The 23,635-nt window shown below is 71.3% G+C and carries 20 protein-coding genes, 1 pseudogene and 1 riboswitch; of the genes and pseudogenes, 8 read left to right on the forward strand and 13 right to left on the reverse strand.

The window, feature by feature from the left end; translation table 11 throughout:
• The first annotated feature begins 96 nt into the window (after positions 1-96).
• The 4 genes from rlmN (at position 97) to ACFWBY_RS14185 (ending at position 5,264) form a co-directional block, all read left to right on the forward strand.
• Positions 97-1,209 (forward strand): 23S rRNA (adenine(2503)-C(2))-methyltransferase RlmN, encoded by a 1,113-nt coding sequence (gene rlmN / locus ACFWBY_RS14170; protein ID WP_385329304.1) that lies wholly within the window; start codon positions 97-99, stop codon positions 1,207-1,209.
• 58 nt (positions 1,210-1,267) lie between these two features.
• Positions 1,268-1,376: riboswitch (TPP riboswitch) on the forward strand.
• A gap of 86 nt (positions 1,377-1,462) precedes the next feature.
• Positions 1,463-2,563: a thiamine ABC transporter substrate binding subunit gene (locus tag ACFWBY_RS14175; RefSeq protein ID WP_385329302.1), complete on the forward strand. Its 1,101-nt coding sequence runs from the start codon at positions 1,463-1,465 to the stop codon at positions 2,561-2,563.
• 62 nt (positions 2,564-2,625) lie between these two features.
• A complete protein-coding gene (locus ACFWBY_RS14180; RefSeq protein ID WP_385329300.1) occupies positions 2,626-4,242 on the forward strand; it encodes an ABC transporter permease in 1,617 nt (538 codons plus the stop codon).
• The gene (locus ACFWBY_RS14185) at positions 4,242-5,264 is read left to right on the forward strand and encodes an ABC transporter ATP-binding protein (RefSeq protein WP_385329297.1); all 1,023 of its coding nucleotides are present in this window, start codon (positions 4,242-4,244) and stop codon (positions 5,262-5,264) included. The genes ACFWBY_RS14180 and ACFWBY_RS14185 overlap by 1 nt, the downstream gene beginning before the upstream one ends.
• 151 nt (positions 5,265-5,415) lie before the next feature.
• Here ACFWBY_RS14185 and ACFWBY_RS14190 read toward each other — a convergent pair whose 3' ends face one another.
• From ACFWBY_RS14190 to ACFWBY_RS14215, 6 genes and pseudogenes are all read right to left on the reverse strand, one after another.
• Positions 5,416-6,318, reverse strand: a complete 903-nt coding sequence (locus tag ACFWBY_RS14190; RefSeq protein ID WP_385329295.1) for a hypothetical protein — start codon at positions 6,316-6,318, stop codon at positions 5,416-5,418.
• 87 nt (positions 6,319-6,405) lie between these two features.
• Positions 6,406-7,503: an LOG family protein gene (locus ACFWBY_RS14195; RefSeq protein WP_385329292.1), complete on the reverse strand. Its 1,098-nt coding sequence runs from the start codon at positions 7,501-7,503 to the stop codon at positions 6,406-6,408.
• 26 nt (positions 7,504-7,529) lie between these two features.
• Positions 7,530-8,603: a hypothetical protein gene (locus ACFWBY_RS14200; RefSeq protein ID WP_385329290.1), complete on the reverse strand. Its 1,074-nt coding sequence runs from the start codon at positions 8,601-8,603 to the stop codon at positions 7,530-7,532.
• Positions 8,585-9,247 (reverse strand): annotated as a pseudogene (locus ACFWBY_RS14205) (ABC transporter ATP-binding protein); the annotation flags it as partial. The pseudogene ACFWBY_RS14205 and the gene ACFWBY_RS14200, both read right to left, overlap by 19 nt.
• Positions 9,248-9,552: 305 nt before the next feature.
• Positions 9,553-10,914, reverse strand: a complete 1,362-nt coding sequence (locus tag ACFWBY_RS14210; protein WP_214947890.1) for an aspartate aminotransferase family protein — start codon at positions 10,912-10,914, stop codon at positions 9,553-9,555.
• Positions 10,915-10,917: 3 nt separating this feature from the next.
• Positions 10,918-11,421: an Lrp/AsnC family transcriptional regulator gene (locus tag ACFWBY_RS14215; protein WP_073910973.1), complete on the reverse strand. Its 504-nt coding sequence runs from the start codon at positions 11,419-11,421 to the stop codon at positions 10,918-10,920.
• A gap of 169 nt (positions 11,422-11,590) precedes the next feature.
• On the opposite strand from ACFWBY_RS14215, the gene ACFWBY_RS14220 reads away from it, so the two are divergent.
• The 3 genes from ACFWBY_RS14220 to ACFWBY_RS14230 all read left to right on the forward strand — a co-directional run bounded on the left by ACFWBY_RS14220 (position 11,591) and on the right by ACFWBY_RS14230 (position 14,924).
• Complete coding sequence (locus ACFWBY_RS14220) at positions 11,591-13,030, forward strand: gamma-aminobutyraldehyde dehydrogenase (RefSeq protein ID WP_385329286.1); 1,440 nt, start codon at positions 11,591-11,593, stop codon at positions 13,028-13,030.
• A gap of 105 nt (positions 13,031-13,135) precedes the next feature.
• The gene (locus ACFWBY_RS14225) at positions 13,136-14,314 is read left to right on the forward strand and encodes a spermidine/putrescine ABC transporter substrate-binding protein (RefSeq protein ID WP_385329283.1); all 1,179 of its coding nucleotides are present in this window, start codon (positions 13,136-13,138) and stop codon (positions 14,312-14,314) included.
• Between the two features lie 100 nt (positions 14,315-14,414).
• Positions 14,415-14,924, forward strand: coding sequence for a hypothetical protein (locus ACFWBY_RS14230; protein WP_385329280.1), 510 nt, complete (start codon positions 14,415-14,417; stop codon positions 14,922-14,924).
• A 7-nt stretch (positions 14,925-14,931) separates the two neighbouring features.
• Here the strand turns inward: ACFWBY_RS14230 and ACFWBY_RS14235 are convergent, their stop codons facing one another.
• The 5 genes from ACFWBY_RS14235 to ACFWBY_RS14255 form a co-directional block, all read right to left on the reverse strand.
• Positions 14,932-16,143: a serine hydrolase domain-containing protein gene (locus tag ACFWBY_RS14235; RefSeq protein WP_385329278.1), complete on the reverse strand. Its 1,212-nt coding sequence runs from the start codon at positions 16,141-16,143 to the stop codon at positions 14,932-14,934.
• Positions 16,144-16,287: 144 nt separating this feature from the next.
• Complete coding sequence (locus ACFWBY_RS14240) at positions 16,288-17,034, reverse strand: response regulator (protein ID WP_385329276.1); 747 nt, start codon at positions 17,032-17,034, stop codon at positions 16,288-16,290.
• Complete coding sequence (locus tag ACFWBY_RS14245; RefSeq protein WP_385329273.1) at positions 17,031-18,209, reverse strand: sensor histidine kinase; 1,179 nt, start codon at positions 18,207-18,209, stop codon at positions 17,031-17,033. The genes ACFWBY_RS14240 and ACFWBY_RS14245 overlap by 4 nt, the downstream gene beginning before the upstream one ends.
• Positions 18,206-18,895, reverse strand: a complete 690-nt coding sequence (locus ACFWBY_RS14250) for a glycerophosphodiester phosphodiesterase (RefSeq protein ID WP_385329270.1) — start codon at positions 18,893-18,895, stop codon at positions 18,206-18,208. The genes ACFWBY_RS14245 and ACFWBY_RS14250 overlap by 4 nt, the downstream gene beginning before the upstream one ends.
• Positions 18,896-18,916: 21 nt before the next feature.
• Positions 18,917-19,942: an adenosine deaminase gene (locus tag ACFWBY_RS14255; RefSeq protein ID WP_385329268.1), complete on the reverse strand. Its 1,026-nt coding sequence runs from the start codon at positions 19,940-19,942 to the stop codon at positions 18,917-18,919.
• 110 nt (positions 19,943-20,052) lie between these two features.
• On the opposite strand from ACFWBY_RS14255, the gene ACFWBY_RS14260 reads away from it, so the two are divergent.
• Complete coding sequence (locus tag ACFWBY_RS14260; protein WP_385329265.1) at positions 20,053-20,736, forward strand: DUF4190 domain-containing protein; 684 nt, start codon at positions 20,053-20,055, stop codon at positions 20,734-20,736.
• A 94-nt stretch (positions 20,737-20,830) separates the two neighbouring features.
• Here the strand turns inward: ACFWBY_RS14260 and ACFWBY_RS14265 are convergent, their stop codons facing one another.
• Complete coding sequence (locus ACFWBY_RS14265) at positions 20,831-22,441, reverse strand: TROVE domain-containing protein (RefSeq protein ID WP_385329262.1); 1,611 nt, start codon at positions 22,439-22,441, stop codon at positions 20,831-20,833.
• A gap of 449 nt (positions 22,442-22,890) precedes the next feature.
• On the reverse strand, positions 22,891-23,442 hold the full coding sequence (locus tag ACFWBY_RS14270) for an NADAR family protein (RefSeq protein WP_385329260.1): 552 nt from the start codon (positions 23,440-23,442) through the stop codon (positions 22,891-22,893).
• Between the last annotated feature and the right edge of the window lie 193 nt (positions 23,443-23,635).

Here is a 23,635-nt window from a genome sequence, read left to right on the forward strand (position 1 = left end):
ACGTATCACGAAAAACCCCGGCGGGGCCGGGGCGGTTACTCTTGGAAGGCGTGCTGCTTCTGCGGCGCGCCTTTCGTCTTACAAGGAGTACCTGCCATGGCCCGCCCTGTCCCGGGAGAGCTCACTTTCGTCGCCCCTCGTGGAGCGAAGAAGCCGCCCCGGCACCTCGCCGACCTCACCCCCGAGGAGCGCCGGGAGGCCGTCGCCGCGATCGGTGAGAAGCCGTTCCGGGCCAAGCAGCTCTCCCAGCACTACTTCGCCCGCTACGCGCACGACCCGGCCGAGTGGACGGACATCCCGGCGGGCTCCCGCGAGAAGCTCCGCGACGAGCTGCTGCCCGACCTGATGAACGTCATCCGCCACATCTCCTGTGACGACGACACCACCCGCAAGACCCTGTGGAAGCTGCACGACGGCACGCTCGTCGAGTCCGTGCTGATGCGCTACCCCGACCGGGTCACCATGTGCATCTCCTCGCAGGCCGGCTGCGGCATGAACTGCCCGTTCTGCGCCACCGGCCAGGCCGGTCTCGACCGCAACCTGTCCACGGCCGAGATCGTCCACCAGATCGTCGACGGCATGCGCGCCCTGCGCGACGGCGAGGTCCCCGGCGGGCCGGCCCGGCTGTCGAACATCGTCTTCATGGGCATGGGCGAGCCGCTCGCCAACTACAACCGCGTCGTCGGCGCGATCCGCCGCCTCACCGACCCGGAGCCCGACGGCCTGGGCCTGTCACAGCGCGGCATCACCGTCTCCACCGTCGGCCTGGTCCCGGCCATGCTGCGCTTCGCCGACGAGGGCTTCAAGTGCCGCCTCGCCGTCTCGCTGCACGCGCCGGACGACGAGCTGCGCGACACGCTGGTCCCCGTGAACACCCGCTGGAACGTCCGCGAGGTGCTCGGCGCGGCCTGGGAGTACGCGGAGAAGTCCGGCCGCCGCATCTCCATCGAGTACGCACTGATCCGCGACATCAACGACCAGGCCTGGCGCGGCGACCTGCTCGGCAAGCTCCTCAAGGGCAAGCGCGTGCACGTCAACCTGATCCCGCTGAACCCGACGCCCGGCTCGAAGTGGACCGCCTCGCGGCCCGAGGACGAGAAGGCGTTCGTGGATGCCATCGCCCGCCACGGCGTGCCGGTGACCGTCCGTGACACCCGCGGTCAGGAGATCGACGGCGCGTGCGGTCAGCTCGCCGCCTCGGAGCGCTGATTACGCCAGTCGAGGTTCACATTCGGCCAAGGGGTACCCTGTGGCCGAACCAATTTCATATTTCCGACAGGGGAGCGCCACAGCGCTGAGAGTGCGGTATCCGTCACCGCAGACCCTCTGAACCTCGCCCCGGTCATTCGGGGTAGGAAGTTCGGTCACCACTCAAGCTGTTGCGCCCTGCCCGGCGTCCGCTCCGAACAGAGCGCCGGGCGGGGCCGCGTCTTCTCCTGGACATCCCAGGAGGAAAATCACAGTGAGCACCACCAAGAAGCTCGCGGGCGCCGCACTCGCGGCCGCCCTCGGCGTCAGCACGCTCAGCGCATGCGGCGGCTCCGACGGCAAGGACGGGGCCGCGGGCGCGAGCGACGCCCCCCAGTCCAAGACGGTCACCCTCGTCTCGCACGACTCCTTCAACGCGACCGACACGGTCCTCAAGGAGTTCGAGCAGCAGAGCGGCTACACCGTCAAGGTCCTGAAGTCGGGCGACGCGGGCGCCGCGCTGAACCAGGAGATCCTGACCAAGGGCTCCCCGCGCGGCGACGTGTTCTTCGGCGTGGACAACACGCTCCTCTCTCGCGCCCTCGACAACGGCATCTTCACGCCGTACGAGGCCAAGGGGCTGGCCGGGGTCAAGCCGGAGTTCGTGCTCGACAAGGAGCACCGGGTCACCCCGGTCGACTCCGGTGACATCTGCGTCAACTACGACAAGGCCTACTTCGCCGACAAGAAGATCGCCCCGCCGCAGACGCTGGACGACCTGATCAAGCCGGAGTACAGGAACCTCCTGGTCACCGAGAACGCGGCGACCTCCTCGCCCGGCCTCGGCTTCCTCCTCGCCTCCGTCGGCAAGTACGGCGAGGACGGCTGGAAGGACTACTGGAGCAAGCTGAAGGCCAACGGCGTCGAGGTCGTCGACGGCTGGGAGCAGGCCTACAACGAGCGCTTCTCCGCTTCGGCGGGCGGCAAGAAGGCCAAGGGCGACCGCCCGCTGGTCGTCTCCTACGCCTCCAGCCCGCCGGTCGAGGTGCTCTACGGCGAGCCGCAGCCGGCCGAGGCCCCGACGGGCGTCGCGACCGGTACGTGCTTCCGGCAGACCGAGTTCGCGGGTCTGCTCAAGGGCGCGAAGAACGAGGAGGGCGGCAAGGCGCTCCTGGACTTCCTGATCTCCAAGAAGTTCCAGGAGGACATGCCGCTCCAGATGTTCGTGAACCCCGTGACCAAGGACGCGGCGCTGCCGGAGCTGTTCACGAAGCACGGCGTCGTGATCGAGAAGCCGGAGACGGTCGCCCCCGAAGCCATCGCGAAGAACCGCGACCAGTGGGTCAAGGCGTGGTCGACGCTCGTCGTGAAGTAATGGGACGAGTGGGTGCCGCACCGAAGGAGAGCGGGCGGGCGACGGTCGTCAGACTCGCACTGATGGCCGTTCCGCTCCTCTTCTTCGGGCTGTTCTTCGCCTACCCCGTCGCCGCGATCGTCGGGCGCGGGCTCAAGACCGACACGGGCTGGCAGTTCGGTCGGATCGGTGAGGTGCTGGCCCGGCCCGACATCGGAGAGGTGCTCTGGTTCACCACCTGGCAGGCGTTCGCCTCGACGGTGCTCACGCTCCTGATCGCGCTCCCCGCCGCGTACGTCTTCGCACGCTTCGAGTTCCCCGGCAAGCAGCTGCTGCGGGCGGTCGTGACGGTGCCGTTCGTACTGCCCACCGTCGTGGTGGGCACGGCCTTCCTGGGGCTCGTGGGGCGCAACGGTCTGCTGGACGAGGTGTGGGGGATCCGCCTCGACACGACCGTGTGGGCCATCCTGCTGGCGCACGTCTTCTTCAACTACGCCGTCGTCATCCGCACGGTCGGCGGGCTGTGGGCGCAGCTGGACCCGCGCCAGGAGGAGGCGGCCCGGGTGCTGGGCGCCGGGCGGTTCGCCGCCTGGCGCCGGGTGACGCTGCCCGCGCTGGCCCCGGCGGTGGGCGCCGCCTCATTGATGGTGTTCCTGTTCACCTTCAGTTCCTTCGGCGTCGTACTCATCCTCGGCGGCCCCGCGTACTCCACCCTGGAGGTGGAGGTCTACCGGCAGACGGCGCAGCTCCTGGACCTGCCGACGGCCGCGGTACTGACGATGGTGCAGTTCGCCGCGCTCGGCGGCATCCTCGGCGTGCACGCCTGGACCGTGCGCAAGCGGGAGACCGCGCTGCGGCTCGTGGACCCGGCGCGGACCTCGCACCGGCCGCGCGGCTGGGCGCAGCGCGCCCTGCTCGGCGGGGTGCTCCTGACGGTCGCGCTGCTGATCGTGCTCCCCCTCGGCGTGCTCGTGGAACGCTCCTTCGACGCCCCCGGCGGCTACGGCTTCGGCTTCTACCGGGAACTCCAGGAGGCCGGCGGCCGCGGCGGGACCTTTCTGGTGCCGCCACTGGAGGCGATCTGGAACTCCCTGCAGTACGCGCTGGCCGCCACGGCCATCGCGCTGGCCGTCGGCGGACTCGCGGCCGCCGCCCTGACCCGGCGCGCGGGCCGCTTCGTACGGGGCTTCGATGCGCTGCTGATGCTGCCGCTCGGGGTGTCGGCCGTGACGGTCGGTTTCGGTTTCCTCATCACCCTCGACGAGCCGCCGCTGGACCTGCGGACCTCGTGGATCCTGGTGCCCCTGGCCCAGGCGCTGGTGGGCGTGCCCTTCGTCGTACGGACCATGCTGCCCGTGCTGCGCGCGGTCGACGGCCGGCTGCGGGAGGCCGCCGCCGTGCTCGGCGCGTCGCCGCCGCGGGTCTGGCGGGAGGTTGACCTGCCGATGGTGCGGCGGGCCCTGCTGATCGCGGCGGGCTTCGCCTTCGCCGTGTCCCTCGGGGAGTTCGGCGCGACCGTCTTCATCGCGCGTCCGGACCGTCCGACGCTCCCGGTCGCCGTGGCACGGCTGCTGGGCCGGGCGGGGGAGATGAACTACGGGCAGGCGATGGCCCTGAGCACGATTCTGATGCTGGTGTGCGCTGTGTCCCTGCTGCTGCTGGAGAGACTGCGACCCGACAAGACCTCCGGAGAGTTCTGATGGCACTGCTCCAGCTGGAAGGGGTGTCGGTCCGCTTCGGTGAGCGCGCCGTCGTGGACTCCGTGGACCTGCGGGTGGCCGAGCACGAGACCGTGTGCGTGCTCGGACCGAGCGGCAGCGGCAAGTCCACCCTGCTGCGGGTCGTGGCCGGCCTCCAGTCCGTCTCGGGCGGACGGGTGCTGCTGGGCGGCGCCGACCAGGCCGGGGTACCCGTGCACCGGCGGGGGGTGGGCCTGATGTTCCAGGACCACCAGCTGTTCCCGCACCGGGACGTGGGCGGGAACGTGGCGTTCGGGCTGCGGATGCGGGGTTCCTCGAAGGCGTCCTCCGGGAGCCGGGTCGCGGAGCTCCTGGAGCTGGTCGGGCTCCCCGGGGCGCAGGGCCGGGCGGTGGCCTCGCTCTCCGGTGGCGAGCAGCAGCGGGTCGCGCTGGCCCGGGCGCTGGCGCCGTCGCCGCGGGTGCTCATGCTGGACGAGCCGCTCGGGCAGCTGGACCGGGGGCTGCGCGAGCGGCTCGTCGTGGAGCTGCGGGGGCTGTTCGCGCGGCTGGGGACGACCGTGCTGGCCGTCACGCACGACCAGGGCGAGGCGTTCGCGCTGGCCGACCGGGTGGTCGTGATGCGGGACGGGCGGATCGCGCAGGCGGGGACGCCGCTGGAGGTGTGGGAGCGGCCGGCGTCGGAGTTCGTGGCGCGCTTCCTGGGCTTCGAGAACGTGGTCCCGGCCGTGGTGTCGGCGGGGACGGCGGCGACTGCCTGGGGCGCGGTGCCCGTCCCCGCCGGGGCTGAGGAGGGCCCGCGGCGGGTGCTGATCCGGCCCGCCGGGGTCGTGCTGTCGCCCGAGGGGCTGGGCTGCGAGGTGGTGTCCCGCACCTTCCGGGGCACGCACGTCGCCCTGCTGCTGCGGCCGCAGGCGGGGCCGCAGCTTGAGGCGGAATGCGGGCTGGCGGGGGCGCCGGCGGTCGGGGACCGGGTCGCGGTGACCTTCGCCCCGGCCGAGGTGGTCGTCCTCCCGGTGGAATAGGGCCGGGGGAGCGGCGCCGCGCGGAACCCCGTCCCCTACCGGACCTGGGGGGTCTCGCGCCGTCGTGCATCCGTGCTTGCGGCGCCCGTGCCTCCGGCGTCCGCGCTTGTGGCGTCCGTGCTGCGGGCGCCCGGGTGACCGCGCGGCGCGGTCACCCGACCGGGACCGGTTCGGCGGGGGTCTGCGCCTCGGCCCCGTCGTGGTTGCCGAACCAGGCGACAGCCACCGCGCCGGTGACCGCCAGGACGAAGCCGAGGACCGCCAGCCAGGCCATGCCGGGGCGGGAGGCGTCGCCGAGCCAGAGGACGCCGATGGCGCCGGGCAGGACGGTCTCGCCGACCACCAGGGCGGCGGTGGCGCCGTTCACTGAGCCGATCTGGAGCGCGACCGTGTGGAGGTACATGCCGCCGACCCCCGCCAGGACGATGGCGTAGAGGGCCGGATCGGACAGGAGGGCGGGGAACGAGAACGGCTCGATGCCGTTCAGGATGCGGACCCCGACCCCCAGGGCGCCGAACGCCAGGCCCGAGAGCAGGCCCGCGAGGATCGCGGCCCGGCTGCCGAGGAGGCGTACCGCCACCGTGCCGCCGACGATGATCAGCGCGGTCACCGCCAGCAGCCACCAGTGGGTGGCCGCCGGTGCGTGGTGGCCGCCCTCGTGTCCCGCAGCCGTGGCCAGCAGGACCAGAGCCGTGCAGACGACCCCGATCGAGGTCCATTCCTTGCGCGTCAGCCGGATCCCCAGCATCTTCACGCTCAGCACCGCGGTGATCACCAGGTTGGCGCTGATGACGGTCTGCGAGAGGAAGAGGGGAAGGAGGCGCGCGGCCAGGGCACCGAGGCCGAAGCCCACGAAGTCCAGGATCGTGCCGACGATGAACTCCCAGGTCATCGCGGCCTTCGCGGTGGAGGAGAGGTTCGGGCCACCGTGCTGTGTGACCCCGGCGGCGGCCGGCGACGTGCGGGCCGCCCGCCGGGAGCCCACGGCTTGCAGGACGGATCCCGTGCCGTAGCAGATGGATGCCGCGATGGCGGTCAGCAGGCCTATGAGCACCCGGGGGCTCCGTTCACGTCTGGCAGGTTCTGCGGTGTGCGTACCTCTTGCAGACGTGTGGAAGGGGCGAGAAGTTGCCTGCCGGGGTCAGTTCATTGCGGCGAGGACCTTCGGGACCTCGTCCACGGAGTCGACCAGCGCGATCCGCGACTCCATCGCACGGCCGCGGGCCAGCGCCTGGAGGAGCGGCCAGGCCGGGAGGTGTTCGGTCCAGTGGGCGCGGCCGACGAGGACCATCGGCGCCGGCTCGCCCCGCGAGCCGTAGTAGTTCGGCGTCGCGCTGTCGAAGATCTCCTGGACCGTTCCCGCCGCGCCCGGCAGGAACACCACGCCCGCGTTCGACCGGGCGAGCAGGCCGTCCTCCCGGGTGGCGTTCGCGAAGTACTTCGCGATGTGGCCGGCGAAGGCGTTCGGCGGCTCGTGCCCGTAGAACCAGGTCGGGATGCCCACCGAGTCGCCGCCGGCGACGGCCGGCCAGCGCTCGCGCACGGCGAAGGCGGCCTGTGCCCAGTCGGAGACGGACGGGGCGAAGGAGGGGGCTGCGGACAGGATCTTCAGAGCCTCGGGCAGGGCGTCGTCGGGGGCAGGGGCGAGGTACGCGCCGAGGTTGGCGGCCTCCATCGCACCCGGGCCGCCGCCGGTGGCCACCGTCAGGCCGGAGCGGGTGAGGGCGCGGCCGAGCTCCGCCGCGCCCTCGTAGTCGCCGCCGCCGCGGGCCATGGCGTGGCCGCCCATCACGCCGACCACGCGGGCGCCGGCGAGGTGCTCGTCGAGGGCGTCGGAGACGGCGTCGTCGTGGAGGGAGCGCAGCATCGAGGAGAAGACGTCACCGTCCGCCTTGGTCTCCTGGAACCAGGCGTAGGACTCGGCGTCCGGGGTGGCCGCGTAGCCGGCGGCCAGTCCGGCGAACAGCTCCTCGGCCGTGTACAGCAGGCCGCGGTAGGGGTTGAAGGGCAGGTCGGGGACGGGCGGGAAGACCAGAGCGCCGTCCGCGCGCACCTTCACCGAGGCGTCGGGCTCCATCGCGCAGCCCAGGAACACGGCTGCCGAGGTGTCGGCGGACAGCAGCGCGAAGGTCCGCTCCAGCAGGTTGACCGACTGGATCCGGTACCCGCTGAGCGAGCCGCGTGCCACGACCCGGTCGAATTCGGAGAGCGTCTCGATCTCGATGTCTGCGTTGACCATTCGGCCCACACTAAGGGCTGCCCGGGTCAGCGGGTCAATGCCAGCGACGTCAGCTGTGACACACCCCAGCTGAGCGGCAGGCACACTGCCGTCAGGGCGGTGGCCCGCACGGTCACGGCCGTACGCAGGACTCCGCCGGGTGCGCCGAGGCCGGTCAGGGTCTCGCGGGTGGCGGCCCGGGCCTGGTGGACATCGACCGCCGAAGTGAGAAGAGTCGCTGCCGCGCACAGCGTCACCAGCGCGGCGGCGGGAGCGGTCAGCGGGCCGAGCGGGACCTGCAGGCCCCCGTGCCCGCGCAGGGCCCAGGCGCTGAGGGCGCCCGCGGCGACCGCGCACAGGACCCCGAGGGGCGCGCCGAGCCGGGGGGCTTCCTCCTGGAGGGCCCGTCCGGCCAGCAGCCGGAGCGCGCCCGGGCGGACGGACTGGACGAGCGCCCCGCAGGCGTAGGCCAGGCCGGGGCCGGCGAGGGCGAGTCCGACGGCGGTGAGCGCCCAGCCCACGGGCAGGGCGGCGGCGTCGGGTCCGGCGTAGGCCAGGGCGGCGAGTCCGCAGGCGGTGAGGGCGATGCCCCAGGGCAGTACGGTCTGCGGGGCGGGCCGGGTGTGGGGGCGCAGGGCCAGGGCCGTGGCGGCCGAAGCGGCCAGCGGCAGCAGGGCGAGCAGGGTGAGGGCGGCCGCCACGGGCAGTGGCAGCTCGGCGTGCAGCAGCTTCGCCCCGGCGCCGTCGAAGGGCAGCCCGGTGACCTCCCCGCGCAGGTGCAGGAAGGCGGCCAGGGCCACGGCGCTGCCGAGGGTGCAGGCGACGGCGGTGGAGACCGCCGCGACCAGGGTGAGCCGTACGGGCCCCAGCCCGGCCGCGTCGAGGCCCTCCCGGGGCCGCGTCGCCGGGTCGCTGCGGGCCACGGCGACGGCGAACTGGACGGTGGCCGCGAGCGGGACCAGGGCCCACAGCAGGCGAGGGAACGATCCGGCGGTCCGGGCCGTGGCGTCCGCGAGCACGTACAGCAGCAGGAAGCCGCTGCCGGCCGAGGCGGCGGCGACCAGCATCCTGCGCAGCTGGACGAGCGGGCGGGAGCCGCGGGCTAGGCGGAGAGCGAGCACGCGGCCTGATCCTCCGGGGGATGGGGGAAGGAGGTCTGCGGTGAGCCGGCGGCCGCGGCGGGGCGGCCGTCGAGAAGGTCGAACCGCCGGTCGGCGACGGCCGCGGTCTCCTCGTCGTGGGTCGCCAGCAGGACGGTGATCCCGTGCGAGCGGGCCGCGGTGGTGAGCGTACGGAGCAGCAGCGCGCGCTCGGTGCGGTGCAGCGGGGCCGCAGGCTCGTCGGCGAAGATCACGACGGGTTCGCTCGCGAGGGCGCGGGCGAGGGCGACGCGCTGGGACTCGGCCCGGTTGAGGGCGCCGGGACGCTTGCGGGCGAAGGCGCCGATGTCGAGGCGGTCCAGCCATTCGCAGGCGGCCCTCTTGGCGCTGCGGTGGGTCGCGCCCGCGATCAGCAGCGGCAGCGCGGCGTTCTCCCAGACCCGGAGCTCGGGCAGCAGCTGCGGTTCGGGGCCGATCAAGCCGAACCGGTCGCGGCGCAGCCGCTCCCGGGCCAGGGCTCCCATGGTGTGCACGGGGACGCTGTTGAACCAGACCTCGCCCTGCTCGGCCTTCAGCTGTCCGGAGAGGCAGCGCAGCAGGGTGGTCTTGCCGCTGCCGCGCGGGCCCGTGACGGCGAGGATCTCGCCCGCGCGGACACCGACCGAGACTCCGATGAGTCCCGGCGAACCGCTGTGGGAGTAGTGAACGGACCGTGCCCAGAGCAGATCGTCCTGAGGCGGGGCAGGGTCCGGCGGAGCGTTGTCCCGTGGAGCCACCATGGCGTACACCTCCGTCCGGGGGAACGAAGCGGAGCCTGCTTGGTCACTGGCGCCGCAATGAGATGTAAAGAGATGAACGTCCCGGCTGGGGACAGCACACGGCCCGGACCCGCCGTTCTCACTCGAACGGGGGATCCGGGCCGTGTGGCAGGACCATCTGCTTCCCGGTGCCGGCCGGGGACGGCTGCTGGTTAGAGCTTGGTCCAGGCCTCGGTGAGCACGCGGCGCAGGATGCCTTCGATCTCGTCGAAGGTGCCCTGGTCGGCGGTCAGCGGCGGGGCCAGCTGGATGACCGGGTCGCCACGGTCGTCGGCGCGGCAGTACAGGCCGTTCTCGAAGAGCGCCTTGGAGAGGAAGCCGTAGAGGACGCGCTCGGTCTCCTCGTCCGTGAAGGACTCCTTGGTGACCTTGTCCTTGACGAGCTCGATGCCGTAGAAGTAGCCGTTGCCGCGGACGTCGCCGACGATCGGCAGGTCGTGCAGCTTCTCCAGCGTCGAGCGGAAGGCGTCCTCGTTGTCCAGCACGTGCTGGTTGAGGCCTTCCTTGTCGAAGATGTCGAGGTTGGCGAGCGCCACCGCGGAGGACACGGGGTGTCCGCCGAAGGTGTAGCCGTGAAGGAAGGTGTTGTCTCCCTTGTAGAACGGCTCCGCGAGCTTGTCCGAGATGATGCAGGCACCGATCGGGGAGTAGCCCGAGGTCATGCCCTTGGCGCAGGTGATCATGTCCGGGACGTAGCCGAACTTGTCACAGGCGAACATCGTGCCCAGACGGCCGAAGGCGCAGATCGTCTCGTCGGAGACGAGCAGCACGTCGTACTCGTCGCAGATCTCGCGGACCCGCTGGAAGTACCCGGGCGGCGGCGGGAAGCAGCCGCCGGCGTTCTGCACCGGCTCCAGGAAGACGGCGGCGACGGTGTCGGCGCCCTCGAACAGGATCTCCTGCTCGATCTGGTCGGCGCACCAGCGGCCGTAGGCCTCGGGGTCGTCGCCGTAGATCGGGGCGCGGTAGATGTTGGTGTTCACTACCTTGTGCGCGCCGGGGACCAGCGGCTCGAAGGGGGCCTTCAGGGCCGGCAGGCCGGTGATGGACAGGGCGCCCTGCGGGGTGCCGTGGTAGGCGACCGCACGCGAGATGACCTTGTACTTGGTGTGCTTGCCCTGCAGCTTGAAGTACTGCTTGGCGAGCTTCCAGGCGGTCTCGACGGCCTCGCCGCCACCCGTGGTGAAGAAGACCTTGTTCAGGTCGCCCGGGGCGTAGTGCGCGAGGCGCTCGGCGAGCTCGACGGCCTTGGGGTGCGCGTACGACCAGATGGGGAAGAACGCGAGTTCCTGCGCCTGCTTGTAGGCGACCTCGGCCAGTTCCTTGCGGCCGTGACCGGCGTTGACCACGAACAGTCCGGCGAGACCGTCCAGGTAGCGCTTGCCCTTGTCGTCGAAGATGTAGGTGCCCTCGCCCCGCACGATGGTGGGTACGGGCGAGTTCTCATACGACGACATGCGGGTGAAGTGCATCCACAGGTGGTCGTAGGCGGTCTTGGAGAGGTCCTGGCTCACGGGCTATCGAGTTCCCCACATGTAGGTCTGCTTCTTCAGCTTCAGGTAAACGAAGCTTTCGGTGGATCGCACGCCGGGGAGCGCGCGGATCTTCTTGTTGATCGTTTCGAGTAGGTGGTCGTCGTCCTCGCAGACGATCTCCACCATCAGGTCGAACGAGCCCGCGGTCATCACCACGTACTCGCACTCGGCCATGGCGGTCAGAGCATCGGCCACCGGGTCGAGGTCTCCCTCGACGTTGATGCCGACCATCGCCTGGCGCCGGAGCCCCACGGTGAGCGGGTCGGTGACCGCGACGATCTGCATCACGCCCTGGTCGAGCAGCTTCTGTACGCGCTGGCGCACCGCCGCTTCGGACAGGCCCACGGCCTTGCCGATCGCTGCGTAGGGACGGCGACCGTCCTCTTGCAGTTGCTCGATGATCGCCAGGGATACAGCATCGACCGAAGGGGACGGTTGTCTGTTCCTGGAATCTGCGCTTCGACTGACCACGACCTCACTGTGCACGAGGAGTCGTCTGTTCCGCAAGAGAAGACCGATGTAATTCGTTGTTTCGCTGCTCCATTCTCACTGATTCCGTAGTTCGTGGTGGGTGGGCCTGTCGAAAACGGCGTGCGCCGGGATAGGCTGGGGAGCTGTCTCAACCACTGGACATGTGATCAGGAGTGTGGCTGTAGTGACCACCGAACTGCGTCGTCTGCGCAACTACATCGGCGGGGAGTTCAAGGACGCCGCCGACGGGCGGACCACCGAGGTGGTCAACCCCGCCACGGGCGAGGCGTACGCGACCGCCCCGCTCTCCGGCCAGGCGGACGTCGACGCCGCCATGGCCGCCGCCGCCGCCGCCTTCCCGGCCTGGCGCGACGCGACCCCCTCGGAGCGCCAGAAGGCCCTGCTGAAGATCGCGGACGCCTTCGAGGCGCGCGCCGACGAGCTGGTCGCCACCGAGTCGGAGAACACCGGCAAGCCGCTGGGCCTCACGGCCAGCGAGGAAGTACCGCCGATGGTGGACCAGATCCGCTTCTTCGCGGGCGCCGCGCGCCTGCTCGAGGGCCGTTCGGCCGGCGAGTACATGGAGGGGATGACCTCGATCGTCCGCCGTGAGCCGGTCGGCGTCTGCGCCCAGGTCGCGCCGTGGAACTACCCGATGATGATGGCCGTCTGGAAGTTCGCCCCGGCCCTGGCCGCGGGCAACACCGTGGTCCTCAAGCCCTCGGACACCACCCCGGCCTCCACCATCCTGATGGCGGAGATCATCGACTCGATCCTGCCCAAGGGCGTCTTCAACGTCGTCTGCGGCGACCGCGAGACCGGCCGCGCCATGGTCGAGCACCGCACCCCGGCGATGGCCTCCATCACCGGCTCGGTGCGCGCGGGCATGCAGGTCGCCGAGAGCGCCGCCAAGGACGTCAAGCGCGTCCACCTGGAGCTCGGCGGCAAGGCGCCCGTCGTGGTCTTCGAGGACGCCGACATCGCCAAGGCCGCCGAGGACATCGCGGTCGCGGGCTTCTTCAACGCCGGCCAGGACTGCACCGCGGCCACCCGCGTACTGGTCCACGAGTCGATCCACGACGAGTTCGTCGCGGCGCTGGCCAAGAACGCGGCCGACACCAAGACCGGCCAGCCGGACGACGAGGACGTGCTGTACGGCCCGCTGAACAACCCGAACCAGCTGAAGCAGGTCGCGGGCTTCATCGAGCGGCTCCCCGCCCACGCGAAGGTCGAGGCGGGCGGCCGCCAGGTCGGCGAGAAGGGCTACTTCTACGCCCCGACCGTCGTCTCCGGCCTCCAGCAGGACGACGAGATCATCCAGAACGAGGTCTTCGGCCCCGTCATCACCGTCCAGTCCTTCACGGACGAGGCCCAGGCCCTGGACTACGCGAACGGCGTCGAGTTCGCCCTCGCCTCCTCCGTGTGGACCAAGGACCACGGCCGCGCGATGCGGATGTCCAAGAACCTCGACTTCGGCTGCGTGTGGATCAACACCCACATCCCGCTCGTCGCCGAGATGCCCCACGGCGGCTTCAAGAAGTCCGGCTACGGCAAGGACCTCTCCGCCTACGGCTTCGAGGACTACACGCGCATCAAGCACGTGATGACCTCGCTGGACGGCTGACCGGCCACTACGCCGATCGCATCGATCAGGACAAGGCCTTGAAGGGGCGGGCAGTAGACAACATGTCTATTGCCCGCCCCTTCGCGTTTCGCCGAGGCTTTGGCCATGCCTGAACTCGCCTTCTCCCGCCGAACGGCGCTGCGCGGCCTCGGTGCCGCAGGCCTGCTGGCCGCCGTGACCGGCTGCGGTGTCCCCGCCGCGTACGTACCCGAGAACCGGCGTGAGGGACGGGACCGCTCCGGGTCGGACCGGAGCGTCTCCTTCTCGAACTGGCCGCTCTACATCGACACCGACGACGAGGACGAGAACAGGCGGCCGACGCTCGACGCCTTCTCGGTGAAGACCGGCATCGAGGTCCGGTACACCGAGGAGATCAACGACAACGACGAGTTCTTCGGCAAGGTCAGCCCGGCGCTGATGAACGGCCAGGAGACCGGCCATGACGTGCTCGTGGTCAGCGACTGGATGGCCGCCCGCTTCGTCCATCTGGGCTGGGCCCAGAAGATGGACCGCTCGGCGCAGGGCAACGTGGCCAAGTACCTGGACCCGCAGCTGCGCTCCCCGGCCTTCGACGCGGGCCGGCTGCACACCGTCCCCTGGCAGTCCGGGATCACCGGCATCGCCTACAACCGCAAGGCGCTCGGCCGGGAGATCAAGTCGGTCAAGGACCTGTGGCACCCGGACCTGGCCGGCAAGGTCACGCTCCTCTCCGGCCTCGACGAGTCCTTCTCCCTGCTGATGCAGGGCAACGGCGTCGACGTCACCCGGTGGACCGAGTCCGACTTCCACCGGATGTGCGACCAGGTGGAGAGCATGGTGAAGAAGCAGCACATCCGCCGTTTCACCGGCAACGACTACACCTCCGACCTCAGCAAGGGGGACGTCCTGGCCTGCCAGGCGTACTCCGGAGACGTGATCCAGCTGCGGGCCGACAACCCCGACATCGAGTTCGTCGTGCCCGAGGAGGGTGCCGAACTCTGGGCGGAGAGCCTGCTCATCCCCAACCTCGCCCGACACAAGGCCAACGCGGAGGCGCTGGTCGACTTCTACTACGACCCCGCCGTGGCCGCGGAGCTCGCCGCTTCCGTCAACTACGTCTGCCCGGTCCCGGCCGCCCGCGCGGTCCTGGCCGCCTCGGGCGACAGGGAGACCGCCGAACTGGCCGAGAACCCGCTGATCTTCCCGGACGAGGAGATGCGCAAGCGGCTCGTCGTCTCACGGGACATCTCCTCGGCGGAGCGGGCGCCCCTCGCCAAGCGCTGGAACGGCATCGTCGGTCTGTGAGGGGGCGGCCGGAGCGGGGCGGCCGGAGCGGGGAGGTGCAGAAGTGAACATGTTCAGAGATTGTGCTGAACATGTTCAAAATCTGGGTATGCTTCCTTCCATGAGCGAGAGAAGCGCCCTTGAGCGGCGGATCCGTGCCTGGTTGACCCTGTTCCTCGTCTGCCTCGTGCTCAGCGGCCTCACGGCCTTCCCCCTCGTCAGCGAGCTCCGCTGGGCCAACGCCTTGGTGGACAACGAGTGGTTGCGCCGGGTCGGTGACGGACTCGACGAGGCGGACGCCGCCTACCCGTTCCTGCTCTACGGCACCGACTGGCTCGCCTTCGCCCACCTGGTGATCGCCGTCTTCTTCTACGGAGTGCATCGCGACCCGGTCCGCAACATCTGGATCGTCGACGCCGGAATGGTCGCTTGCGCCGGCATCATCCCGCTGGCCCTGATCTGCGGGCCCGTCCGGGGCATCCCCTTCTGGTGGTCGGTCATCGACATGTCGTTCGGTGTCTTCGGGGTGCTCCCGCTGCTCGTCCTGCGGCGCATGATCAAGCGGCTGGAAGCCATGGGGGCGGATACCGGCCCGGCCCCGGCCGCCGTCACCGCCGGGGCCCGGAGCTGAGGCCGGGCTACTTCGCGAAGGCCGCCATGACGATGCCGAGGGCCACCGGGTTCATGTCCTGGCCCTTGGCGTCGGTCGAGTTGACCGAGTACACCAGGGTGCGGGAGAGGTCGCGGGTCCCGCCTATGGCCGTGTTGTAGCCGTGCCGGCCGCCCGTCTTGCCCCAGGCCACCGTGCCGTCGGGCAGCACGATGCGCGACATCCCCGCCGTCATCACCGCGTCCTTGCCGGTGACGAAGTCCTTCACCGCGGGGACCGTGAACATCTCCTCGAGCTGCGCCCGCGGCACCACCCGCCCGCTGAACAGGGCGACGGTGAACCGCTCCAGATCGGCCGTGGTCGAGATGATGTCGCCCGCGGCCCACCGGTCCGAGGAGTTCCACGCGGTCACGTCCCGGAGCCCGGTCGAACCGTCGGCCCGCGCCACGGCCTGGTAGCCGTGGTTGTGCGGACCCGGTATGCGGGTCTGGAACCGGCCCGGGAACGAGGTGTCCCGCAGCCCCAGCGGCTTCAGGACGCGCGCCCCGACCGCCTTCTCGTACGCCGTACCCGTCACCTTCTCGATCAGCACGCCCAGCACCGTGTAGTTGATGTTCAGGTAGTGCTGGGCCGTGCCCGGAGCGAACTCGGGGGTCTTGCCCAGGGCGTCCGCGATCTGGTCGCGCGGGTCCGTCACATCGAAGCGGTGCTCCCACTGGGCTTCGAAGGAGTCCCCCGGACCGTCGGCCGCCGGGATTCCGCTGGTGTGGTCGAGCAACTGCCGCACGGTGACCGCGCCGTAAGCGCCGGGGACGGTCCCGGGCAGGTACCGCCGCACGGGCGCGTCCAGGTCCACCGTGCCCTCGGCCGCGAGCTGGAGCACCACCGCCGCGGTGAAGGTCTTGGTCACCGACCCGGCCCGGAACCGGCCGTCCTCGATCACCCCGCGGCCGCTACGGATGTCCGCGACACCGGAACTCCCCTGCCAGCCGCCGCTCGTTCCGCCCACCCGCACCAGCGCGGCCGTCGCGTCCTTGTGCCCCGCGCCCAGCCCGGCGATCGCCTTCTCCAGCGCCGCGGCGTCCGGCGGCGTCGAGACGACCGGATCGATCGCTCCGGCGGCGCCGACCGCGGCTGCCGACGGCACGGGCACCGCCGCGTAAGCGGCGAGCGCGCCCGGCCCGGCCGCGATCCCCATGACCAGAGCGGCGGCGAGCAGCGTACGAGTGGTCGCGTTCATGGTTTCCCCCTGTGAGATCCACGGGGCGGTGCTGCCCCGTTGACCTCAATGCTGCTGGTCGCAGGGGTGGTTGCGGATCACCACCAAGAGTGGTCTTCACCGGTACGACAACTCACCACCGCGAGGGAGGAGACCCCCTCCACCTCACTCTCCGGAGGGAGATACCCCAGAGCCGGCAGACGTCCCGGAGGAGCCGGTGCCGGTGCCGGTGCCGGAGCCGGGCACCGCACCGGCCGCGATCAGACCCGTCTCGTACGCGCAGATCACCGCCTGTATCCGGTCCCGCAGCCCCAGCTTCGACAGCACGTTCCCCACATGCGACTTGACCGTGTGCTCGCTCACCGTCAGCGCCACCGCGATCTCCGCGTTCGACAGCCCCCGCCCCAGATGCAGCAGCGTCTCGCGCTCCCGGGCCGTCAACACCTCCAGCCGCTCCGCGGACAGCGCCGCCCCCGCGGCGGGCCGGGCCGTCGCCGCCGTGTACTCCTCGATCACCCGCCGCGCCACCGAGGGCGCCAGCAGCGACTCGCCCGCCGCCACCACCCGTACCGCGTGCACCAGATCGTCCCGCCGCACGTCCTTCAGCAGGAACCCGCTCGCCCCCGCGTGCAGCGCCTCGTACACGTACTCGTCCGAGTCGAAGGTCGTCAGCATCACCGTGCGGCAGGAACTCTCCGCCGTGATGGTCCGGCACGCCTCGATCCCGTCGAGCACCGGCATCCTCACGTCCAGCAGCGCCACGTCGGGCCGCAGCGAGCGGACCGCCTCCACGGCCGCCGCGCCGTCCCCGACCTCCGCCACCACCTCGATGTCGTCCTGGACGTCCAGGATCATCGCGAAGCCGCTGCGCACCAGCTCCTGGTCGTCGGCCACCACCACACGGATCGTCAACTCCCCACCTCCAGCGGCGAGGTTACAAGCCGGACGCGCACCTCGAAGCCCCGCCCGCCCGGGCCGGGGCCGCAGAGCGCCGTGCCGCCGTGGGCCGCCGCGCGCTCCCGGATGCCGATCAGTCCGTGCCCGCCGGAGCGGCCCGGCGCGGGGCCCCGTCCGTCGTCCGTCACCGTGATCGACAGTTCCCGGGGCGCGTGGTGGAGCCGTACCGACACCCGCCGGGCGTCCGCGTGCTTGACCACATTGGTCAGAGCCTCCTGCACGATCCGGTAGGTGGTCGTGTCCACGGCCGGGGCCGGTGCCCGTACCTCCCCCGTCTCCTCGTAGGAGATCTCCGGGCCGCCCATCCGCACCCGGTCCAGCAGTGCGGGCAGGTCCGCCGTGCCCGGCTGGGGCTCGCGCGGGGCCGGACCGTCCTCCCGCAGTACGCCCAGCATCGTGCGCAGTTGCGCCATCGCCTCCCGGCCCGTGTCCGCGATCGCGTCGAAGGCGGCCTCGGCGCGTTCCGGGGCCCGCCGTACCGCCACCGGACCGGCCTCGGCCTGCACGATCATGATGCTGACCGCGTGCGACAGGATGTCGTGCATCTCCCGGGCGATGCGGGCGCGCTCGCGCGCCGCCGCCTGCTCGGCCTCGATCCGGTTGGCCCGCTCCAGTTGCGCAGCACGGTCCTCGACGGCCGTCAGATAGGCCTGCCGCGTGTGCTGCAGCCGGCCCAGCGCGTACGCCGCGCCCGAGACGAAGAGCGTGAAGAGGAGTTCGCGCGCGGTCCCGGTGTTCCAGCCCACCGACAGGGTGACCGTGAGGACCGTGAGGGCGCCCACCGTCAGCCGGACCCGGGCCGAGCACAGCAGGGCGACCGTGTAGAAGGCGATCAACCCCGCGTACGGGAGCGGCTGCCCCGGCCCGTCGAGCGCCAGCTTGTACGCGCCGCCCGCCACCAGGATCGCGACCAGCACCGCCACCGGAGCCCGCCGCCGCCAGACCAGCGGGAGCACGCCGAGCGTGGTCATCGCGTACGAGGGCCAGTCCGCGGGCGGCGCGTCGGCCGGCCTGGGCACCACGAACGGCATGGTGACGCCCAGTTGCACCAGCAGCGTCAGCCCCAGGTCCTGCCGGCGCGGACCCGCCCGCCTGATCCGCGCCGCGAGTTCCCCCCAGCCGCGTATCACCGGCCGAGGCCGGCCCGTAGGGCCGTCAGCACGTCCACCCGGTTCGTCGTGATCGAGTCGACCCCGGCCGTGATCATCGCGCGCATCGACCGCTTGGTGTCGGGAGTCCAGGCCGACACCGCCAGGCCGTCCCGGTGCAGGGCGTCCACCAGTTCCCGGCCGACCAGCCCGAACCGGTAGTTCAGCAGGCTCGGGGCCACCGCGTCGATCAGCACCCGCCGGGGCGGCGACAGGGTGGTCCAGGTCAGGGCGATCTCGGCGCCGGGGTCGGCGGCGCGCACCGCCAGCATGGTGTTGGGGCCCGCGCAGTAGTACGTACGGTCGCGCGCCCCGCACTCGCGGACCTGCCCGACGACGGTGCGCACGGTCTCGGCCGTCGCACCGGGCAGGTCGAGCATGACCCGGCCGTCGCCGGCCGCCGTCAGGGCGTCGCGGAGGGTGGGAACCGCGCCGCCCGTCAGCTCCTTGAGCTGCGGGGCCGTGACGGCGTCGAGCCGCACGTCATGGCCCCACAGCCGCTTGAGGTCCTCGTCGTGGAGGAGTACGGGGACCCCGTCGCGGGTCATCCGGACGTCGATCTCGACCGCGTCCGCCCCGTAGTCGAAGGCGGAGCGGATCGAGGCAAGGGTGTTCTCGCGGACGCGGTAGGGATCCCCGCGGTGGCCTACGGCAGTCAGGGTGCGCATGCACCCCATTCTGCGCAGGCGTCAGGAAGCCAGCCAGGCTGAGGTGTACGTGTCGATCTCGGCGCAGAGCTCCGCCTTGCCGGCCGGGTCCAGGAACGAGGCCTCGACGGCGTTCTTCGCGAGCTGCGCGAGCCCGAGCTCGTCGAGGTCCAGCAGCCGGGCGGCCACCGCGTACTCGTTGTTGAGGTCGGAGCCGAACATCGGCGGGTCGTCGCTGTTGATGGTGACGAGCACGCCGGCCGCCACCATCTCCTTGACCGGGTGCAGGTCGAGGTCGGTGACCGCACGGGTGGCGATGTTGGAGGTCGGGCAGACCTCCAGCGCGATGCGGTGCTCGGCGAGGTAGGCGAGCAGCTCCGGGTCCCGGGTGGCGCTGGTGCCGTGGCCGATGCGCTCGGCGCCCAGCTCGCGGATGGCGTCCCAGACGGTCTCCGGGCCGATGGTCTCGCCCGCGTGCGGCACGCTGTGGAGGCCGGCGGCGCGGGCCCGGTCGAAGTACGGCTTGAACTGCGGGCGCGGGACGCCGACTTCGGGACCGCCCAGGCCGAAGGAGACGAGCCCTTCGGGTCGCAGGTCGACGGCGAGGCGGGCGGTCTCGGCGGCGGCCTCCAGGCCGGCTTCGCCGGGGATGTCGAAGCACCAGCGCAGGATGACGCCGAGCTCGGCCTCGGCGGCCTTGCGGGCGTCCTCGATGGCCTCCATGAAGGCGTGCTCGTCGATGCCGCGACGGGTGGAGGAGTACGGGGTGATGGTCAGCTCGGCGTAGCGGATGTTCTGCCGGGCCATGTCGCGGGCCACCTCGAAGGTGAGGTCGCGTACGTCGGCGGGCGTGCGGACGAGGTCGACGACCGACAGGTAGACCTCGATGAAGTGCGCGAAGTCGGTGAAGGTGAAGTAGTCGGCGAGGGCCTCGGGGTCGGTGGGGACCTTGGAGTCGGGGTGCCTGGAGGCGAGTTCGGCCACGATGCGGGGGGAGGCCGAGCCGACGTGGTGTACGTGCAGTTCTGCCTTGGGCAGCCCCGCGATGAAGGGGTGCAGGTCGGGCATGAGGGTGCCTCCGGAGGGGACGCGGGTGCGGACGGATCGGCTTCATCGTAGGCAGGCCCGGGGCTGTCCGAGGCAGCGCTTAGCATGGCTGTACGAGAGGGGGGCGCCGTATGACCGACCAGAGCCCTGAGCCGCGAGACCCCTGGGCGCCGCCCGAGAGGCCCGCCGTCGACCTGGGGAAGCAGCAGGGCGCGCCCGGCGCGCCGGGGGTCCACGACCAGCAGACCGTCGTGGGCATGCCCGGCGGGATGCCGCCGGTCGCGCCTGCGGACGGGCAGGCGCCCGCGCCCCTGCCGGCGCCCGCCTACGGATATCCCGCGCAGCCGGATCCCGCCGGGTACGGGTACCCCGCGCAGCCGGCCGCGCCGCAGGCCCCGTACGGCGGCCATCCCGCCCAACCGGTCGTCCCGCAGGCCGCGTACGGCGGGTACCCGGGCTACCCCGGATACCCGGGGCACGCCGGATACCCGCCCTACCAGCCCAGGAGCAACGGCTTCGGGGTCACCGCGCTCGTCCTCGGCATCATCGCCGTCGTCAGCTGCTACCTGGGCCTCCTGTTCGGCGTACCGGCCGTCATATTCGGCGTGCTGGGGCGAGGCAAGGCCAAGCGCGGCGAGGCGGACAACGGCGGCATGGCGCTGGCCGGCATCATCACCGGCTCCGTCGGCATCGTCATCAGCTGCGTGTTCATCGCGTTCGTCATCGTGAGCGTGCTGCTCGGCGACAGCTCCGACTCCGACTCGGACTTCGAGTACTCGCGCCCGAGGAACACCCAGGTCCTCCACCAGGACTGAGTCGCGCGGCGGAGACGACGAGCGGGACGGGCCGGGACACGTACTGTCCCGGCCCGTCCCACTTCGTCAGGGGGCCGTCCGCGCGCCCACCCCGTCAGGCGGTCGCGGTCTCCCACGGCCACGAGGCGTCCCGACCGTCCTCGATCAGGGACACCATGCGGAAGGCGGCATCGGTGAGGCCGCCGAAGGTGTGCCGGTTCGCGGACCCGGAGGGCGCGTGGCCCACCCGGTATCCGGCCAGGTTCCAGGTGTAGACCGGGACGGTGTCGGCCACCAGTGCGGTCGGGTCCCCGCCGTGGGCGTAGGTGGCCTGCTCGTCGGTGACGATCAGTACCCGGTCGTGCCCCGCGTAGTGCTTGCGCACCGCCTCGGCCGTGTAGGTGCCGCCGAGGTCCTCGAAGCGTTCCAGCACCTTCAGAACCGACTCTCCGCGGCGGTACGCGACCTCCTTGCTGCCGGTGCCGAACTGCACGAGGCTCGCGTCCTCGGCGCGCAGCGCCAGCGCCGTCCCGAAGACGGCGGCCGCGTCCGCCCGGTTCAGCTGCGATCGGTCCGAAAGCGGCGACCACATCGACCCGGAGCGGTCCACCAGGATCAGTGTCCGGCCGGGCAGCGCCGGTACGTTGCCCAGCGAGTGCCCGAGCGCCCGCTCCAGCGGGTACGCCCAGCGCAGCGACGGCGCGTGCTGGTAGGCGGCCAGGTACCGGAAGGGGAACTGCCGGGAGCGGGCGACGGCCTCCGGGTCGGAGACCTTCGCCGCGACCCGCGCGGCGACCTCGTCCGAGACCCCGGCCTGGTCGAAGTTGCGCAGGTTGCGCAGCAGCGCCATCGCGCCCATGGACGGGATGACCGCCTCCCAGGCGTCCGCGTCCATCGGACCCTGCAGCCAGCCGGCCAGGGCCTCCCACGTCATGCCCGCCTCCGCGAGCCGCTCGGCGCCGTCCGGGGCGGTGACCACGGCCCGGCGCTCCGTCACGGGCAGCTCCATCAGGGCCCGGTGCGCGAGGAGGGTGCGGCTTCCCGCCGGGACCTCGGCGGTCTCCGGGTTGTGCCGGCGGTCGAGGGCGTGGCGGAACAGCTCGCCCTGCCAGGGCTTGGCAGGGTCGGGGGAGGCGTGCACGAGGTTCAGGACGTCGCCGAAGCGGTAGGCCTTGGACGCCGTGTCGTACTTCAGGAGGGACGTTTCGCCGTAGAGGCGGCGCACCGCGTCGGCGATGCCTCGCTTGACGGGCTTGGGCACGGCCCGTCCGTACGCGGCCGTCCAGTAGGCGAGCAGCTCACCGGGCTCGTCCGCGCGCAGCAGTACGGAGTCCACGACCCGCCTGTTCGAGGGGCCCCCGGTCGCTCCGGCGTCGAGCCGCGCCTTGACGTACTCGGCGGCGCCGACGAGCGAGGCCGTACGCATGTTGCCGTCGCGGCGCAGCCAGCCGAGCAGGCCGGCGGTCCACTCGGGGTCCTCGACCGCGAGGCTGCGCACGAGCGCGGCGAACCGGCCGTCGCGCGCCGGGCCGCCCTCGTAAGCGGTCTGCTGGGTGACGAAGTTCGCTACGGCGAGCAGGAACAGCTCGGAGCGGGAATCGCGGACGAAGCCGCGGCTGCCGTGGTGGTTGCGGGCCCGGGCTCCGGTCGAGCGGACGGGCGATGCGGGCGCGGCCGTCGCTGCCGCCGTGGCGGACTTGGACGGGCGCAGGTTGAAACGAGCCATGTGAATCCCCCCGAATTCAGTGAAAGGGGGAGGTCTGACGTGCGGAACGCCCGAGATCGAAGTCGGCGACGGACTGTGTCGACTGCTCTACCCGACTGAGCTACCGGCCGGAGCCGGGCGGGACTCGAACCCGCGACCCGTTGATCCGGAAGGAGCCGCTGCCTGCGCACCGGGCGTTCCGCACGCGGGCCTCCCGAGATCAAGAAGTGGCTGCGGCGTGATTTCTGCAAGAAGGAGCCGCTGCCGGGCGCACCGGGAGGTGCGTGACGTAGGTGTCCAGAGATCGAAGTCGGCGAAACCACAAGGTGCTCTACCAGCTGAGCTACACCGGCCCGAAGCCGGTGACGGGACTCGAACCCGCGGCCGCCCGATTATGAGTCGAAGTAGGTCTCGCCTTCGCACCTGGACGAGGATCACGCTAGCCGCCCGCCCCCCGCGGGCGGAAACGATTAACTCCCCGCCCGCAGCCGCTCGCGCGCCTCCATCAGCGCGAAGCCCAGCAGGTTCAGCCCCCGCCAGCGCGCCGGGTCCAGGGTCCGCTCGTCGTCGGCCGCCAGTCCGATGCCCCAGATCCGGTCCATCGGGCTGGCCTCCACCAGGACCCGGTTCCCGGTCGAGAGCAGGTACGACTTCAGTGCGGGCTCAGAGCCGAACTTGTGCGCGCTGCCCGCGACCACCAGCTCGAACCGCTCCCGCTCCCAGACCGCGTTGTCGAAGCCGCGGACCAGCCGTCCGGCCTTCTTCGCGGCCGCCGGACTCTTGGCTTCCAGCGCCGCGCGCTCCGCCTCCGGGTCTTCGAACAAGCGGGCCTTTCCGGCCATCATCCAGTGCTCGGCGCTTGCGTACCGCACATCACCCACGGTGAACTCGGACGGCCACCACTGGCTGAGGCAGCTAGGTCCGAGGCTTCCGTCCGGCCGCGGCCGGTGTCCCCAGAACGGCAGGAACTTCACCCGCTCACCCCGGCTGACCTGCCCGATCAGTTCCTCGATCATCTCCATGCACGCGAGTCTCGCAGGGGCCACGGACACTTCGTACGGGATTTTGGGCGCGCCTCGACACATGGTCGACCGATTCCGTCGCGTAATCAAAAGGCAACAACGGAATCACTTGGCCGAGGGGTACTCCTCTGTCAGGATCGGCACTCAATTCGAGCTGTAGCTCGAACTGTAGCTACGGAGAGCGTGAGAGCGT

The organism is Streptomyces sp. NPDC060049 (genome assembly GCF_042736715.1).
GTDB lineage: Bacteria > Actinomycetota > Actinomycetes > Streptomycetales > Streptomycetaceae > Streptomyces.

Excerpts from the sequence above, each read along its gene's own strand:
- rlmN (WP_385329304.1), top strand. The coding sequence starts at position 97 with ATGGCCCGCCCTGTCCCGGGAGAGCTCACTTTCGTCGCCCCTCGTGGA.
- ACFWBY_RS14180 (WP_385329300.1), top strand. The coding sequence starts at position 2,626 with ATGGCCGTTCCGCTCCTCTTCTTCGGGCTGTTCTTCGCCTACCCCGTC.
- ACFWBY_RS14185 (WP_385329297.1), top strand. The coding sequence starts at position 4,242 with ATGGCACTGCTCCAGCTGGAAGGGGTGTCGGTCCGCTTCGGTGAGCGC.
- ACFWBY_RS14195 (WP_385329292.1), bottom strand. The coding sequence starts at position 7,503 with ATGGTCAACGCAGACATCGAGATCGAGACGCTCTCCGAATTCGACCGG.
- ACFWBY_RS14225 (WP_385329283.1), top strand. The coding sequence starts at position 13,136 with ATGCCTGAACTCGCCTTCTCCCGCCGAACGGCGCTGCGCGGCCTCGGT.
- ACFWBY_RS14230 (WP_385329280.1), top strand. The coding sequence starts at position 14,415 with ATGAGCGAGAGAAGCGCCCTTGAGCGGCGGATCCGTGCCTGGTTGACC.
- ACFWBY_RS14235 (WP_385329278.1), bottom strand. The coding sequence starts at position 16,143 with ATGAACGCGACCACTCGTACGCTGCTCGCCGCCGCTCTGGTCATGGGG.
- ACFWBY_RS14250 (WP_385329270.1), bottom strand. The coding sequence starts at position 18,895 with ATGCGCACCCTGACTGCCGTAGGCCACCGCGGGGATCCCTACCGCGTC.
- ACFWBY_RS14255 (WP_385329268.1), bottom strand. The coding sequence starts at position 19,942 with ATGCCCGACCTGCACCCCTTCATCGCGGGGCTGCCCAAGGCAGAACTG.
- ACFWBY_RS14260 (WP_385329265.1), top strand. The coding sequence starts at position 20,053 with ATGACCGACCAGAGCCCTGAGCCGCGAGACCCCTGGGCGCCGCCCGAG.
- ACFWBY_RS14265 (WP_385329262.1), bottom strand. The coding sequence starts at position 22,441 with ATGGCTCGTTTCAACCTGCGCCCGTCCAAGTCCGCCACGGCGGCAGCG.
- ACFWBY_RS14270 (WP_385329260.1), bottom strand. The coding sequence starts at position 23,442 with ATGGAGATGATCGAGGAACTGATCGGGCAGGTCAGCCGGGGTGAGCGG.